The organism is Dinoroseobacter sp. S375 (assembly GCF_049800775.1).
Classification (GTDB): Bacteria; Pseudomonadota; Alphaproteobacteria; order Rhodobacterales; family Rhodobacteraceae; genus Dinoroseobacter.
This window is the reverse complement of the sequence record NZ_JBNAFR010000006.1, coordinates 96,939-112,080: the sequence shown is the minus strand read 5'-3', so window position 1 is coordinate 112,080 and position 15,142 is coordinate 96,939. Positions and strand designations below refer to the sequence as shown.

Below are 15,142 nucleotides of genomic sequence, written 5' to 3'. Positions count from 1 at the left end.
TGCAGAAAAAAACAGACTGTTTCTCAGGGGGAACTGAACGAATGACACGCACGACAATCCACGGGAAAGCCATGCATCCGGCGGTGGAGATGTACGCGGACGACTGCCGCGCCGGAAAGATGAGCCGGCGGGAATTTCTGACCAACGCCTCGGCCCTCGGAGCGACCGCAGCGGCGGCCTATGCGATGATCGGCGCGCGTCCTGCCCTCGCCGCAGGTCATGGTGAGACCCCGGCCATGGGCGGCACCTTGCGGATCCAGCATCTGGTCAAGGCGATGAAAGAGCCGCGCACCTATGACTGGTCCGAGCTCGGCAACCAGACCCGCGGGTTTCTGGAATACCTCGTCTCCTACAATGCCGATGGCACGTTCAGCCCCATGCTGCTGGAAAGCTGGGAAGTGAATGACGACGCCACGGTCTATGTGCTGAATGTGCGGCCCAACGCGACCTGGAACAATGGCGATCCCTTCACGGCCGAGGACGTGGCCCGCAACATCGCCGGGTGGTGCGACACCAGCCTTGAGGGCAATTCCATGGCCGCGCGCTTTGCCGGGTTGATCGATTCCGCGACCGGGCAGGCCCGCGAGGGCGCGATCAGCGTCGATGGCGACCTGAAGGTCACGCTGACCCTTTCGGCGCCCGACATCACAGTGATTGCGAATATGTCCGACTATCCGGCGGCGATCACCCATGCCAGCTATGAAGGTGGCAATCCTTACGACCACGGCATTGGCACGGGCCCCTTCCGCCCCGTGAGCTTCGAGACGAATGTCCGCGCCGTGCTGGAACGGGCCACCGACCACACTTGGTGGGGAACCGAGGTCTATGGCGGGCCCTATCTCGACCGGGTGGAGTTCATCGATTACGGCACGGATCCTGCCACATGGTTTGCCGGGGCCGAGGCCGAAGAGGTGGATCTGACCTACGAGACCACCGGCGAGTTCGTCGATCTGTTCGACGCCATCGGCTGGACCGGGACCGAGGCCGTGACTGGCGCGACCGTGGTGCTGCGCCCGAACCAGGTGGCCGAGGTGGACGGGGTGACCCCCTATGCCGATGCCGCCGTGCGTCGGGCCATGGCGCTCGCTGTGGACAACAGCGTGCTGCTGGAGCTCGGCTATAACGGTCAAGGCACCGTCGCCGAGAACCACCATGTCTGCCCGATCCACCCGGAATATGCCGAGATCCCGGCGCCGGAATACGACCCGGCCGCCGCCAAGGCCGCCATGGACGAGGCCGGGCTGGGCGATTTCGCCCATGTGCTGATCACACCCGATGAGGAATGGCTGTCCAATACCGGCGCGGCACTGACGGCGCAGTTCCGCGATGCGGGCCTGCAGATCGAGCATCGCATCCAGCCCGGCGCCACCTTCTGGGGCGACTGGACCAAGCATGCCTTCTCGACCACCTCCTGGAACCATCGCCCGTTGGGCGTGCAGATCCTGGCGCTGGCCTACCGGACCGGCGAGGCCTGGAACGAGACCGCCTTCAGCAATGCCGAGTTCGATGCGGCCCTGGCCGAGGCCATGGCCATCGCCGATGCGGATGCACGGCGCGAGAAGATGTCGAGCATCCAGCAGATCCTGCGCGACGAGGGCGTGATCATCCAACCCTTCTGGCGGTCGCTCTACAACCACCACCGGGGTGATGTGGTCAATGCCGAGAAGCATCCGAGCCACGAGATCCATCTGCACAAGATCGGGTTCCGCGCCTAAGCGCCCCGCGATCCTTCCGACAGCTCCGGGGCCGCCTCCGCGCGGCCTCGGCCCCACCCGGGCCGGCACGGGGTCTTGACCGAACCAAGAAAGAAAGGTCCGGCATATGTTCGCCTTCATCCTGCGCAGGACAGGCGTGGTCGCGCTCACAGCCCTCTGTGTGACCTTCATCGTCTTTGCGATGACCAACCTGCAGCCCAATCTCGAGAAGGTCGCCAAGAGCCAAGGCTCGGTGCGCATGACCGACGCAGAGGTCGACAGCTGGCTCACGCGGAACGGCTATGACGCACCGATGCTGATGCGCTATGGCGAATGGCTTGGTGTCGTGCCCGGTTGGACCCGGGTGGAGGCGGATGGCGGCATGCGCGGGCGCTGCATCGAGGGGACCTTGCCGGCCGGCGAGACGCCGAGCCGGACCCGTTGCGGCATCCTGCAGGGGGATTTCGGAACCTCAACGGTGTTCCGCGCCGATGTCAGTGCGGTGATCGTCGAGCGTCTGGCCCTGACCGGCAAACTGATGTTCTGGGTGATGGTGGTGATGGTGCCTTCGGCCCTGCTGGTCGGCGTGTTGGCAGGAATGCGGGAAGGGTCGCGCACGGACCGGACACTCTCGACCTTTTCCATCGCGACCACCGCCACGCCGGAATATGTCTCGGGTGTGGTGCTGGTCGTGCTCTTTGCTTCCTCGACCTCGGGCCTGTCACCGATCCTCGCGGAATGGGGGCTAATCGACGGGCGCACCATGCTCAAGGGATCGGCTGCCTCGGCCGCCGAGGATGCGACCTTCGCCAATTTCACCCTGCCGGTGATGACCATGGCGCTCTATGGCATGGGCTATATCGCGCGGATGACCCGGGCCTCCATGGCCGAGGTGATGACGGCGCAGTATATCCGAACCGCGCGGCTCAAGGGGGTGAGTTTTCGCAACATCGTGGTGAAACACGCCCTGCGCAACGCGCTGATCGCGCCTTTCACGGTGATCATGCTGCAGTTCCCCTGGCTGCTGACCGGGGTGGTGATCGTCGAGACCCTGTTCAATTACAAGGGCTTCGGCTGGACACTGGTTCAGGCGGCTTCGAATAACGATATCGAGCTGCTTCTGTCCTGCTCGGTCGTTGCGGTCATCGTGGTGCTCGTCACGCAGCTGATCTCGGATATCGGCTATGTCTTCCTCAACCCCCGCATTCGGATCGCCTGAGGAGACACGGATATGGAGCCCATGACCCCTCTCGAGATCCTGATCAAGGTGCTGATCCAGTTCATGCCGGTCTGGGTCGCGCTGATCTCGACCTTCCTGTTGTCGACGGCCTATAAGCGGCGTCTGGGGCTCTACGGCAAGCTCTTTGACAGCCCCATCGGCATGATCGGTTTTGCCATTGTGATGTTCTGGGTGTTCACGGCGGTTTTCGCAGACCTGATCATCACCCATGATCCCCTCAACGTGGTGTCGGGGATGAAGAACAAGGTGCCGGGGACACCAGTGCCACCGGGCACGGAAGGGTTCAGCCACTACATCCTCGGCGGCGACAATCTGGCCCGGGATGTGTTCAGCCGCATGGTGATGGGGGCGCGCGAAGTGCTCAAGATCGCGCCGGCGGCGACGCTTTTTGCCTTCATGGTGGGGATCGTGCTTGGCCTGCCGGCGGGGTATTTCGGCGGGCGTCTCGACACGGTGCTGAGCTTTGTTGCCAATATGGTGCTGGCCTTCCCGGTGATCCTGCTCTTTTACCTGCTGGTCACACCCGAGATCGTCGCCACGGGGATACCCGTCTACATGGCGGCGGTGCTGTTTCTCTTTCCGATCCTGTTTCTCGTGGTGCTCTGGCATTCGCGCTATTTCACCCAACCGGGCAAGCGGAACCTCTATGTCGGGCTGACGGTGCTGATCGGCGGCTGGCTCTATCTCGGGCTGGCCTTCAATGCGGATCCGTTGGGGGTGATTTCGATGCCGCCCAATGTGTTGATCGTGTTCGTGTCGGTGGTTTTCGTGAACTCGCCGACGGTCTTCCGGATCGTGCGCGGCATTGTGCTGGACATCCAGACCCGCGACTACGTGGCCGCTGCCCAGACCCGGGGCGAGGGCCCGTGGTACATCATGCTGTGGGAGATCCTGCCCAATGCGCGCGGTCCCCTGATCGTCGATTTCTGTCTGCGGATTGGCTATACGACGATCCTTCTGGGCACGCTCGGGTTCTTTGGCCTAGGCGTCAGTCCGGAAAGCCCGGACTGGGGTTCCACGATCAATGAGGGGCGCAGGCTTCTGTCGGTCTATGCCCACCCTGCCCTCGCCCCAGCGCTGGCGCTCATGAGCCTCGTGCTCGGGCTGAACCTGCTGGCCGATGGACTGCGCGAAGAGAGCCTGAAGGACTAGGGGGATGAGCACGCATGACCTTTTCCCATCCGGGGCGACCACTGACGCGTATTCTTTCGGAAGCGGGACTGCCAGTGCGCGGCCTGTTCCCGGCGTGACCGGGCCCGTGGCATGGCGGCGCGCAGATCGGTGTGATCCCCTTTGCGGTGGATCTGGCAGAGGCGGGGGCCAGCCCCCGCACCCCCGGAGTATTTCAGGAACAATGAAAGACAGGTGGTGGCAATGACCGACAGGTATGACGGGCCCATTCTCGAGATCGAGAATCTGTCGATCTCCTTTTTTACCCGCCTGCGCGAGATCCCGGCGGTGATGGATTTTTCCTGCACCGTCATGCCGGGCGAGGCCATGGGGCTGGTCGGCGAGAGCGGTTGCGGCAAGTCCACGGTTGCGCTGGGCGTGATGCAGGATCTGGGCGTGAACGGGCGCATCGTCGGCGGGACGATCAAGTTCAAGGGGCGCGACCTGAACACCATGTCGCCCGAAGAACTCCGGCGGATCCGTGGCAAGGAAATCGCCATGATCTATCAAGAGCCCATGGCGAGCCTGAACCCGGCCATGCGGATCGGCAAGCAGCTCATGGAAGTGCCGATGATCCATGAGGGCGTCAGTGAGGCCGAGGCCTATGCCCGGGCGCTCGAGGTGGTGACGGATGTGCGCCTGCCGGACCCCGAGCGGATGCTGAACAGTTTTCCGCACCAGCTCAGCGGCGGACAGCAGCAGCGCATCGTCATCGCCATGGCGCTGATGGCGAATCCGGCGCTCCTGATCCTCGACGAGCCAACCACGGCGCTCGATGTGACGGTCGAGGCCGCCGTGGTCGATCTGGTCAAGGATCTGGGGGCGAGATACGGCACCTCGATGCTGTTCATCTCGCATAATCTCGGGCTGGTGCTGGAGACCTGCGACCGGCTCTGCGTGATGTATTCCGGCGAGGCGGTGGAGACCGGCTCGATCCAGGATGTGTTCGATCGGATGCAGCACCCCTATACGCAGGCGCTCTTTCGGTCGATCCCGCTGCCCGGAGCGGACAAGACGGCGCGCCCTCTGGTGGCGATCCCGGGGAATTTCCCCCTGCCCCATGAGCGGCCCAAGGGCTGCAATTTCGGGCCGCGCTGCGACTATTTCGAGGCCGGGCGCTGCGATGGCGGGGCGATCCCCATGGCCGAGGTGCTGGGCGATGATCGGCACGGGACACGGTGCCTGAAATTCGACGAGATCGACTGGACCGCGCCGATCCAGATCGCGGCGGAGACCGCAAAGCCTGAACCGGGGCCGGTGGTTCTGAAGATGGAGAACCTCAAGAAATACTACGAGGTGGCGGCCTCGGCCCTGTTTGGCGGGACCAACACGAAAGTGGTGAAGGCCAATGAGGATCTGAGTTTCGAGGCGCGCGAGAGCGAGACCCTGGCCATTGTCGGGGAATCGGGCTGTGGCAAGTCGACCTTTGCCAAGGTTCTGATGGGGCTGGAGACCGCGACCGAGGGGCGGATCCTCTTGGACAATCGCGAGATCCAGGGCACGGAAATCGCCGCGCGCGACACCAAGACCGTCGCGGATGTGCAGATGGTGTTCCAGAACCCGTTCGATACGCTGAACCCCTCGATGACGGTCGGGCGGCAGATCATCCGCGCGCTGGAGATCTTCGGGGTCGGCGACAGCGAGGAGGCCCGCCGGGCGCGGATGCTGACCCTGCTCGATCTCGTAAAACTGCCCCGGGCCTTTGCCGACCGGATGCCGCGGCAGCTCTCGGGTGGACAGAAACAGCGCGTGGGCATCGCCCGCGCCTTTGCCGGGGATGCCCGGATCGTGGTCGCCGACGAGCCGGTGAGCGCGCTGGACGTGTCGGTGCAGGCGGCGGTGACGGACCTGCTGATGGAGATCCAGCGCGAGAACAAAACGACCCTTCTCTTCATCTCGCATGATCTGAGCATTGTGCGCTATCTCAGCGACCGGGTGATGGTGATGTATCTCGGCCATGTGGTCGAGCTGGGCACCACGGATGAGGTTTTTGCCCCGCCCTATCACCCCTATACCGAGGCGCTGCTCTCGGCCGTGCCGATTGCCGACACGACGGTCGAGAAAGAGCGGATCGTGCTGGAGGGCGACATTCCCTCGGCCATGAACCCGCCACCCGGCTGCCCGTTCCAGACCCGATGCCGCTGGAAAGCGGACGTGCCTGAGGGCCGGTGCGAGCGCGAGGTGCCAGAGATGCGCCGCACCGAGAGCGGGCATCAGATCAAATGCCATCTCTCCGAAGAGGTACTGGCCCGCATGACCCCGGTCATCAAGATCGCGGCGGAATAGGCCCGGCGGTCTCGGCCCGAAACCGCGCGATCCACGCAGCGCTTTCAGCATCGGCGAGGCGCGCGGTGGGCACGGACACCGCCGCTGCACGCGCCGGATCCAGCCCAAGCGCCGAAAGCGTCTGTGCCAGCACCCCGCGCGGATCGGCGGCGAGGGCTTCGTAGCTGAGGGTCTGCGGCGCGATCCCCTCGGTCGCAAACCAGTCGGTCCATGCCGCATCCAAGGACGACAATTCCGCCAGATGCGCGGCTATCGCGGCATGGTCATAGCGCGGCGGGGCCGCCGGGCGCGTGCGCTCCATCTCCGTCCCATCCGCATGGGCGTGCCAGAGCCCGCTCTGCTCGGCGCGCAGGCGCGAGACCGCCTGGGCCAGTTTGTCGGCCCGGCTGAGATGCAAGAAGGTGACCGGCCCAAAGGCCGCCTCGATCAGGCTGCGGTCCGAGGCCAGCCCCGGATGCAGGATGTCGAGCTGGTCCATGAGATAGGCAAAGCTGCCCCGTTGCAGGCGCAGGCCGAAACAGCCCGACGCACCCGTCCCGCGAGCCTTGCCGGCGGCAATCGCGGCGCGGATCGCGGCACGCCGGTCGGGAAACCGGGTCGCCGCGAGCCCATAGACCTCAAGCCAGCGATCGAGCGACGGGCTGTGAAAATGGCTGTCCGGCGCCCCGGCGACACCACTGGCCGCCAACATCCGGCAAAGCAGCGTGCTGCCGCTCCGCGGTGTGGTGCAGAGGATATAGGCGGGCGCGGGCGACATGGGGGCTCCGTGTTGCATCGGTCAAACCCTGCGCGCAAGGGCGCGTCCCCGCAAGCGCCTTTGAGCCGGACCAATCTGCGGCGGGCGCTGCCTGTGACCTGCGCAGCCCGCGCTTATCCGCATGGTGCCAGCGCGCCCGCCCCAACCGCAGGTCGTCTTGCCGCCTCAATAGGCTGACCATGCCCCACCGCTCTGTCCCCTCGACCCGGGCGGCGCGGCGCGCAAAACCGACCTTTGGTGTCGGGAACGGGCGTGACCCGAGGCCCCTTCGCCTCCGACGCTTTGGGGGCATGACAAGGAGGCGGAGCATGGAGACTCACACGCGGGTTTGCGTCATCGGGGGCGGCGTCGTCGGCTGTTCGGTCCTCTATCACCTGACCAAGCTGGGCTGGTCGGATGTCATGCTGCTGGAACGCTCGGAGCTGACATCGGGCTCCACCTGGCATGCGGCGGGCGGGTTTCACACCCTGAACGGCGACACCAACATGGCCGCCTTGCAGGGCTATACGATCGGGCTCTACAAGGAGCTCGAAGAGATCACCGGCATGTCCTGCGGCTTGCACCATGTGGGCGGCATCACCCTTGCCGACACGCCAGAGCGGTTTGACATGCTCAAGGCCGAGCGCGCCAAGCACCGCTATATGGGGCTGCATACCGAAATCCTCGGCCCCTCCGAGATCAAGGAGATGGCCGAACTGGTGAACACTGATGGCATTCTCGGTGGCCTCTACGATCCGCTGGATGGTCACCTCGACCCCTCGGGAACCACCCATGCCTATGCGCGGGCCGCCAAGATGGGCGGCGCGACGATCCAGACCCATACCAAGGTCACCGCAACCACGCCAAACCCCGATGGCACATGGACCGTCGAGACCGATCAGGGCACGGTGATCGCCGAGCATGTGGTGAATGCGGGCGGTCTCTGGGCGCGCGAGGTTGCGGCCATGGCCGGGATCTATCTGCCGCTTCTGCCCATGGCCCACCAATACATCGTCACCGATGATATCCCGGCGATCTATGAGCGCGGCACCGAATTCCCCCATGTCATCGATCCCGGCGGCGAGAGCTACCTGCGCCAGGAAGGGCGCGGGCTCTGCATCGGGTTCTATGAAAAACCCTGCGAGCCCTGGTCCGTGGATGGCACGCCCTGGGATTTCGGGCACGAGTTGCTCAATGACCAGTTCGAAAAGATTGAGGACAGCATCGCCTTCGCTTATCGCCGCTTCCCGGTGCTCGAGACGGCTGGCGTGAAATCGGTGATCCACGGGCCCTTCACCTTCGCCCCGGACGGCAATCCGCTGGTCGGGCCGGTGCCGGGCCTGCGCAACTACTGGTCCGCCTGCGCGGTGATGGCCGGGTTCAGTCAGGGCGGCGGCGTGGGTCTCGCGCTGGCTCAATGGATGATCGAGGGCGAGACCGAGCGCGACCCCCGTGCCATGGATGTCGCCCGTTTCGGCAAATGGACGACGCCGGGCTATACGGTCCCCAAGGTGATCGAGAACTACCAGAACCGCTTTTCGGTCAGCTATCCGAACGAGGAGCTGCCCGCCGCGCGTCCCTTCCGCACCACGATGATGTACGACATCTGGTCCGATATGGGGGCCGTGTTCGGCCAGACCTACGGGCTTGAGGTCGTGAACTACTTCGCCCTGCCCGGTGAGCCACGCTATGAGACGCCAAGCTTCCGCCGTTCCAACGCATGGGAGGCCGTGCGGGCCGAGGTGATGGCCGTCCGCAATGGGGTGGGCCTCAACGAGCTGCAGAATTTCGGCAAGTTCCGCGTCACGGGCCCGCGCGCGCGGGCCTGGCTCGACCGGATCATGGCGGGGCGCATTCCGGGGCCCGGTCGGCTCGCGCTTACCCCGATGCTGGCACCGTCGGGCAAGCTCATGGGGGATTTCACGGTCTCCTGTCTTGGCGAGGCCGAGTTTCAGCTCACCGCCTCCTATGGCGCGCAAGACCAGCATCTGCGCTGGTTCGAAACCCATCTCGAAGACGGCGTGTCGGTGGACAACATCTCCGACAGCCGCACCGGGTTCCAAATCGCGGGCCCCAAAGCGCGAGACGTGCTGGCCGCCTGCACCCGCGCGGATGTCTCCGGCACGGCGCTCAGCTTCCTCGATGTCCGCCCCATGACCATTGGCATGGCCCAATGCCTCGTCCAACGGGTCAGCTACACGGGCGATCTCGGCTACGAGATCTACTGCTCGCCCAGCGAACACCGTCACCTGTTTCACACCTTGTGGGCGGCGGGACAGGCCCACGGCATCCGGCCCTTCGGCATGCGCGCCATGATGTCCCTGCGGCTCGACAAGTTCTTCGGCGCCTGGAGCCGGGAATACTCACAGGATTACACCGCTGCGGAAACCGGTCTCGACCGCTTCATCCAGTTCGCGAAACCGACCGCATTCATTGGACGGCAGGCCGCCGAGGCCGAGCGTGCCGCAGGCCCCGCCCGACGCCTCTGCGCCTTCGCGGTGGAGGCGACAGAGGCCGATGTGGTTGCCTATGAGCCGATCTCGCTGGCGGGCGAGGTCGTCGGCTTCTGCACCTCGGGGGGGTACGCGCATTACACGGACACCTCCGTCGCCTTGGGCTTCTTGCCCTCCGACCAGATCGCCGATGGGGTGACCGCCAGCATCGAAATCCTCGGACAACACTGCACCGCGAGGCTGCTGACGACGCCGCTCTTTGACCCGGATGGAACCCGGATGCGCGGCTAGGATCTCTTAAGTCGAAAAATATCCCCGCCGGAGGCTCCCGCCACTGGTCAAATGCCCCGCCAGTCGCCAGTCTCGCGACCATGTCGGATGTCATTCTGATCCTCGCCGCCGGACAATCGCGCCGCATGGGCGGTCGCGACAAACTGTTGGAACCAGTGGATGGCAGGCCGCTCGTGGCGCGGCAAGCTGCGCTGGCCGCGCAGGTCACACGGGATGTCCTTGTCGCGCTCCCCCCCCGACCCCATCCCAGATACGCCGCCCTCGACGGTCTGGGCGTGACCGCGCTTTCGGTCCCCGAAAGCGCCGAAGGCATGGGGGGCAGCTTGCGCGGCGCGGTCTCTCGCCTGCCGGAGGGCTGTACCGGCCTGCTCCTGCTGCTGGGTGATCTGCCCGAGATCACCGCTGACGATCTGCGCGCGGTTGTCGCCGCGCGGGACGTGGTGCCGGACGCGCATATCTGGCGCGGCACGACCGAGGCCGGCGCGCCCGGTCATCCGATCCTGTTCTCTCCCGTGACATTCCCGGATTTCGCGATGCTCAAAGGGGACGAGGGCGGACAGAGCCTCATCGCCCGGCACCGCGACCACGTCCACCTGGTGCCCTTGCCCGGCACCCGGGCCAGACGCGATCTCGACACGCCCGAGGACTGGGCCAGCTGGCGCAGCGAAACGGGGCGCTGAGGCGCGTCACTTGGATCAAACTGGGATTTGCGGCTGGTACCCGAGGTCGGACTCGAACCGACAAGATGTTGCCATCGGGGGATTTTGAATCCCGCGACTATCTCGCCCAATCAATAACTTACGCGAAATCTAACACACGCCCATACCGTGAACAGGCGGTGAAAGTGGGTATGGGCGGAATGTATCAGAAAAGGAGAAGATAATGGGCTACAACACGACCGCACTGCTATACAATGATCAGTCGGATCGATGGCCGGAAGCGATACGCGAGGCCATGCAGTCGTGGCAACGACACGAGAACCGCCGCAATTTCGATGAAAAAGGCCACTTTGGCTTTGGGCAGATTGTAGCCTGTGACCACGCCGACCATTCACAGGTCTGCGTCGTCGGCCAGAACTCAGGCCGGTTTTTGACACCTGTCAGCCCGCTTGAAAACCCTGCTGACCTTCAGGTCTTGGCCCAGATCCTACGCGCCCATGGAGCCAGCGTCCGCCTGCCCCACGAAAAGCGGGCAAAGCCGCCGCTGAAATGGGGCTACGCCGCCCACGCAGACACATAGAGGAGAGAGATGATGGACCGCATCATGTTCTACATCTACCACGCGGCAATGTCGTACCACATCTTCCGGGGGTCCGGCCTGTCGGTTTTGCGTTCGCTGCGGCTATGCCTGTTTATGATGCGCGATCAAGAGGCGCGCAGACGCGGCACGGTGCAGGACTTTCAGCGCAACGCGTATAGCGACATGAAGGAACTGGCGGGCAAATCATGACCCCCGCCTAACCCTTCACCCGCACCCGAGGCTCCGAATTCTGCGGTCCAGAGTCGTAGCGCATAACCGCCTCGCGGTCCCATTCCAAAACGTTGGCCATGAGATGCAGCCCGTCCGCGTGTTCGACCACAATGCCGTTCACATGGCCGTTCCTGACGCGGTTCGCGGCTATGAAGATGCCGTTGTGCTTTAGGCCGGTCTTCTCGAATTGCTCGTTGAGAATGAGAATGCTCTGGGTCGCCGCCTCGCCTTGGCTGTCGAGATTGTTCCCGACAATCCAGACATTGCTGGACGGGTTCGGCATTGCCCAAATCTGGATCATGTCCGAGTGATTGACCCGCTGGTCGGACCCGAAGAACCGCGTGAACTCGTTGTCCGAAATGAACATGCCATGCACATCGCTCATGCGTAGGCCGTCCGCCGTCATCCACTCCACGCGATTGACCGAAAAGCGGCATTGGCTGGATCTGAGAAAAGCCGCACCCTGCCAGTATCGACGGATGTGGCAATCCTCTACGGCAATGCCCGAGCTGTCGCTGACAAGCGCAAAGCTGTTGGGGGTGTCGTCGTCGCGGCCGACCCATCCCGTCGCCGTACCCCGGCAGTCCGCCCCCCGGAGCGTGATCCCCTCGCACCCGTCAATCACGCGGAAATCGTGGGAAGCCTCGCCTCCCCTGAGCCGGATCCCCTCGAACAGAATGTTGCGGGACCGCTTGAGTTCGATCCGGGAGAAGGTCGGCGGATCGTCCGGGCGCAGGGCGCGGATGTGGATCAGGCCCGTCTCTGGGCCAACCTTCCACCGCTCAAGGTGATAGGAGCCGGGCTCTAGCCATATCTCCCCGCCCTCTTTCGAGAGCTTGGTGACCGCCCGGCCTAACCCAAGCTGGGTATCGACAATCAAAGCTGCAGCGCGCCCGACACGCCGCCGGAGCTGATCGCAGCGCCGGACAAGTCGAAGGGATACGGGGCTTGGCCGCTGGGGATCGTGGCAAGATCGGTGCCCGAGGTAGGTGTATAGTCCCCGTCACCGGAGCCAGCGCTGCCGCTCTGGTCGTCCGTGAAGGTGACGGAGAGGGGGTTTGCCTGACTGCCCGAAATCGAGCCTTCGGAGCCCACATCGCCCAGCCAAGAGAGGGGATAAAAGCCGACGTTCGGGGGGTTGTCGCGGCTTTCGCCTTGAATGATCGTGTTGCTCTGGGCACCGACTTCGTATCGGATATTCCAGTTCAGCACACGCGCAGGATCGGTGCCGCTACTTTGATATCCGAAGAAATCCCCGGCTTTTGTGTTCCGCTCAAAGAAGATGTTGAACCGCATAACGGTCAGGTGGGGGTATGCAACCGATCCGCCTGCATCTGTGTAGCTGATATTGGCCCGCCCGCCTAGGAAGGTGTTCCCGATCAGGGTGATGTTTTCGCTGCTGTCTGTGTTGCCGTCGCCGTTGATCAGGAACGCAGATCCAGAGCCGCCCGAGCCATAGCTTTCCATGACGCTGCCGACCACGGCAAAGCCAAGCGCTGTGGTCGTGTGGTTGATAAACAGGGGTTGGGAGAAGTCCGTCCGGGCTGCGGTGATGTGCGACCAGCCCACAAAAAGCCCGTCCGCGCGCGAAGCGTTGTTCGGCTCGATGTTCCCGTTAGGGATCCGGCTCGCCACGCAAGCCACGGTGGACGGCCCGGTGAAGCTGCCGTTGCAACCGATGAGCTTTTGCGCCGCTACCTGTGCGCTGTCCTGCGTGCATTCTTCAAAGTAGGAGGCGTCATAGCGCCAGAAGAAGTTATCCGTGGGCGAGAAGCTGCCGTCATCAATCTCAACGTTCTGCATCGCGAGGTAGGTGTCCCGCGTGCTGGTGCCCGCATCGATCATGCGAATGGCCGCGGCAGTCGTGCGCCTGATCGTCAGGTTTCGGACCAGAACTTTTTCCGGGAAGCTCTGATCGGTATTCGACCCCGCATCCTGATAGATCACATTGGCCGGTGTACTGCCCGGAACGCCTTCGATAATCATGTAATAGTCATCGCAGACGCGATTGGGCATCACCGAATGGGTATGCGTGGCCTCTACAAGACGCATGACAGATCCGTCGATCGCACCTCGCCCGGTGTTCGCATCATGCCAGTTGCGCAGGGCCGCAGAGGCGAGTGCGGTCGTGGTGAAGGGTGTGGTCGCCGCGACGGCCGGGTCGGTCGAAACCGCCGCACCGCCGCCCGCCGCCGGGTCCACATAGGCGTAGAGCGTCGGACGCCAGTTATTGCGATTGTTGCCGAAGGTCAGGACCGTGTTTTGGTCAAAGGTCTTGCCCGAGGTGATCACACTGATCTTGTGCGCCGCGCCGACCCACGGAAGGAATTCCGCGTCAATGGTGAACAGGTTGCCCTGTGCACCTGCGGTCGAAAGCGACGTGATGTCCACGGTCCCCTCGTACACGGAGGCAGTAAAGCCAGATGCGGTATAGGCCTCGCCAGTGCAGGACGTGACAAGCTCGCTCGCCTCGCCGCTCAGATGATCCGTGACGATGAACCGGACACCCGCCACGGGCTTGCCATCCCGAGCGTGCCGATGTGCAACGGCAATCTTGAGCGTGATACTGTTTTGGCTGTCCCCGACCTCTTGGCAGTCCGGGACCAGCCAAGCGAATTGCGCATACGGATAGGCGCGGGTCGAGCTGTTCGTCACATCGGTGATTGCCTCGCCGGAATAGATGTAATCGCTCAGAGCAACCGTGTCCGCGGTTTCCGTTGCCACGCCGGGCAGGCGCACGCGGGCCGTGATGTCCAGATCCTCGTTAAAGGTCGTGGCCACGCCCAGAGCGTCGTAGCCCGAGCGCGTCACCGTCACCGTGTTGCCGGTCACGTCCGCAGGCGGGCTCGGATAGGTCGCCTGCCAGCCATCGGAGAAGATTGTGGACACAACGGGGTCATCGCCGGGGGTCGGCGGCGGTGTCGGAACCAGATCGCGCACGTCGATACCGGGCACAACGTCCGCGCCGGTCACGGTCCAAACGTCATCAACCACGCCCCGCGCATAGACAGCGAGAGACCCTGCGGTGACCGTGTGGAGCGCGCCCGCAAAGACCGGCTCGCCATAGTTGCGCGCGAGAGTTGCCGCGCTGGCCCCATCAGCCTGCACCTGCACGCGCCCGGAATGGCTGCCGGTGGTCAGCGTGACGTCGCCGTCCGCAACCTTGATCCACGTGCCATCCATTTGGAGGGATTGCGTATCCATTGATCAGTCCTCCCTCACAGCCCGCTCACGTCGATGCCGGTGGCGGCATTGTCGCCGCTGATCGTCCAGATTTCGCCAGTTCGGCCCTTGACCCAGACCGCATCAGAGCCAGCGGTGAACACCTGCCGCGCGCCGGGGATCAGGGGGTGCCCCCAATTGCGTTCGAGCGTGTCGGTCGTGGCCCCGGTCGCTTGGATCTGCGCCCGCCCGCCATCGCCTTGCGGCGTGACGGTGAGCGTGCCGGTTCCGACATTCTGCCAAGAGCCTGTCATTTGATGGGATTGCGTCGTCATGAAGGGGTCTCCTGTGCGCATGTAAAAAGGCCCCGCCCCCGCGAGAGGACAGGGCAACCGGCAACCCGGCTGGGGAGGATGGGGAAGGCTAGGTTGCTGGTGTTAGGTGCAGCCCGCGTGGAGCTTGCTCAGAAGGTCGGAACCGGTTGCGACGGACAGAGGCCCGCCATCGGTCAACAGAGCGTCAGCGTGCGCCACACGCTCGCTGCGGGTGCCGTCACAGACAGCGGGGGTGCTGCGGAGCGAGGTCACACAGCCGCTCAAGCTGACCGCCAAGGTCGCTAGGATCAATGCCCGCATCTTCG

General features: G+C 64.1%; 13 protein-coding genes and 1 tRNA gene. 8 read left to right on the top strand and 6 right to left on the bottom strand.

Going from position 1 to position 15,142, the window contains the following annotated elements; genetic code table 11:
• Positions 1 to 41: 41 nt before the first annotated feature.
• The 4 genes from ACP150_RS14415 to ACP150_RS14400 all read left to right on the top strand — a co-directional run bounded on the left by ACP150_RS14415 (position 42) and on the right by ACP150_RS14400 (position 6,390).
• Complete coding sequence (locus tag ACP150_RS14415; protein ID WP_424967361.1) at positions 42 to 1,715, top strand: ABC transporter substrate-binding protein; 1,674 nt, start codon at positions 42 to 44, stop codon at positions 1,713 to 1,715.
• Between the two features lie 106 nt (positions 1,716 to 1,821).
• Positions 1,822 to 2,913 carry an ABC transporter permease gene (locus ACP150_RS14410; protein WP_424967360.1) on the top strand — a complete coding sequence of 364 codons (1,092 nt, stop codon included), beginning with the start codon at positions 1,822 to 1,824 and terminating at the stop codon, positions 2,911 to 2,913.
• Between the two features lie 12 nt (positions 2,914 to 2,925).
• On the top strand, positions 2,926 to 4,086 hold the full coding sequence (locus ACP150_RS14405) for an ABC transporter permease (protein WP_424967359.1): 1,161 nt from the start codon (positions 2,926 to 2,928) through the stop codon (positions 4,084 to 4,086).
• A 222-nt stretch (positions 4,087 to 4,308) separates the two neighbouring features.
• Complete coding sequence (locus tag ACP150_RS14400) at positions 4,309 to 6,390, top strand: dipeptide ABC transporter ATP-binding protein (protein WP_424967358.1); 2,082 nt, start codon at positions 4,309 to 4,311, stop codon at positions 6,388 to 6,390.
• Here the strand turns inward: ACP150_RS14400 and ACP150_RS14395 are convergent.
• Positions 6,371 to 7,147, bottom strand: coding sequence for a Stf0 family sulfotransferase (locus tag ACP150_RS14395; protein ID WP_424967357.1), 777 nt, complete (start codon positions 7,145 to 7,147; stop codon positions 6,371 to 6,373). The genes ACP150_RS14400 and ACP150_RS14395 overlap by 20 nt on opposite strands.
• Before the next feature lie 308 nt (positions 7,148 to 7,455).
• Here ACP150_RS14395 and ACP150_RS14390 point away from each other — a divergent pair, with 308 nt between their 5' ends.
• Both ACP150_RS14390 and ACP150_RS14385 read left to right on the top strand, forming a co-directional pair.
• On the top strand, positions 7,456 to 9,870 hold the full coding sequence (locus ACP150_RS14390; protein WP_424967356.1) for a GcvT family protein: 2,415 nt from the start codon (positions 7,456 to 7,458) through the stop codon (positions 9,868 to 9,870).
• 80 nt (positions 9,871 to 9,950) lie between these two features.
• On the top strand, positions 9,951 to 10,550 hold the full coding sequence (locus ACP150_RS14385; RefSeq protein WP_424967355.1) for a nucleotidyltransferase family protein: 600 nt from the start codon (positions 9,951 to 9,953) through the stop codon (positions 10,548 to 10,550).
• Positions 10,551 to 10,584: 34 nt separating this feature from the next.
• On the opposite strand, the gene ACP150_RS14380 is transcribed toward ACP150_RS14385, so the two are convergent.
• Positions 10,585 to 10,674 (bottom strand) — tRNA-Leu (locus tag ACP150_RS14380).
• Between the two features lie 78 nt (positions 10,675 to 10,752).
• Between ACP150_RS14380 and ACP150_RS14375 the strand changes: the two genes are divergently transcribed.
• Positions 10,753 to 11,109, top strand: coding sequence for a hypothetical protein (locus ACP150_RS14375; RefSeq protein WP_424967354.1), 357 nt, complete (start codon positions 10,753 to 10,755; stop codon positions 11,107 to 11,109).
• Between the two features lie 12 nt (positions 11,110 to 11,121).
• Positions 11,122 to 11,319, top strand: coding sequence for a hypothetical protein (locus tag ACP150_RS14370; protein WP_424967353.1), 198 nt, complete (start codon positions 11,122 to 11,124; stop codon positions 11,317 to 11,319).
• 7 nt (positions 11,320 to 11,326) lie between these two features.
• On the opposite strand, the gene ACP150_RS14365 is transcribed toward ACP150_RS14370, so the two are convergent.
• The 4 genes from ACP150_RS14365 to ACP150_RS14350 form a co-directional block, all read right to left on the bottom strand.
• Entirely contained in the window at positions 11,327 to 12,220 is an 894-nt protein-coding gene (locus ACP150_RS14365) for a right-handed parallel beta-helix repeat-containing protein (protein WP_424967352.1), read from the bottom strand.
• Positions 12,217 to 14,544 (bottom strand): hypothetical protein, encoded by a 2,328-nt coding sequence (locus ACP150_RS14360; protein WP_424967351.1) that lies wholly within the window; start codon positions 14,542 to 14,544, stop codon positions 12,217 to 12,219. Before ACP150_RS14360 ends, ACP150_RS14365 begins: the two co-directional genes overlap by 4 nt.
• 14 nt (positions 14,545 to 14,558) lie before the next feature.
• Positions 14,559 to 14,837 (bottom strand): hypothetical protein, encoded by a 279-nt coding sequence (locus ACP150_RS14355; protein WP_424967350.1) that lies wholly within the window; start codon positions 14,835 to 14,837, stop codon positions 14,559 to 14,561.
• Positions 14,838 to 14,939: 102 nt separating this feature from the next.
• The gene (locus ACP150_RS14350) at positions 14,940 to 15,137 is read right to left on the bottom strand and encodes a hypothetical protein (protein WP_424967349.1); all 198 of its coding nucleotides are present in this window, start codon (positions 15,135 to 15,137) and stop codon (positions 14,940 to 14,942) included.
• Positions 15,138 to 15,142 lie beyond the last annotated feature (5 nt).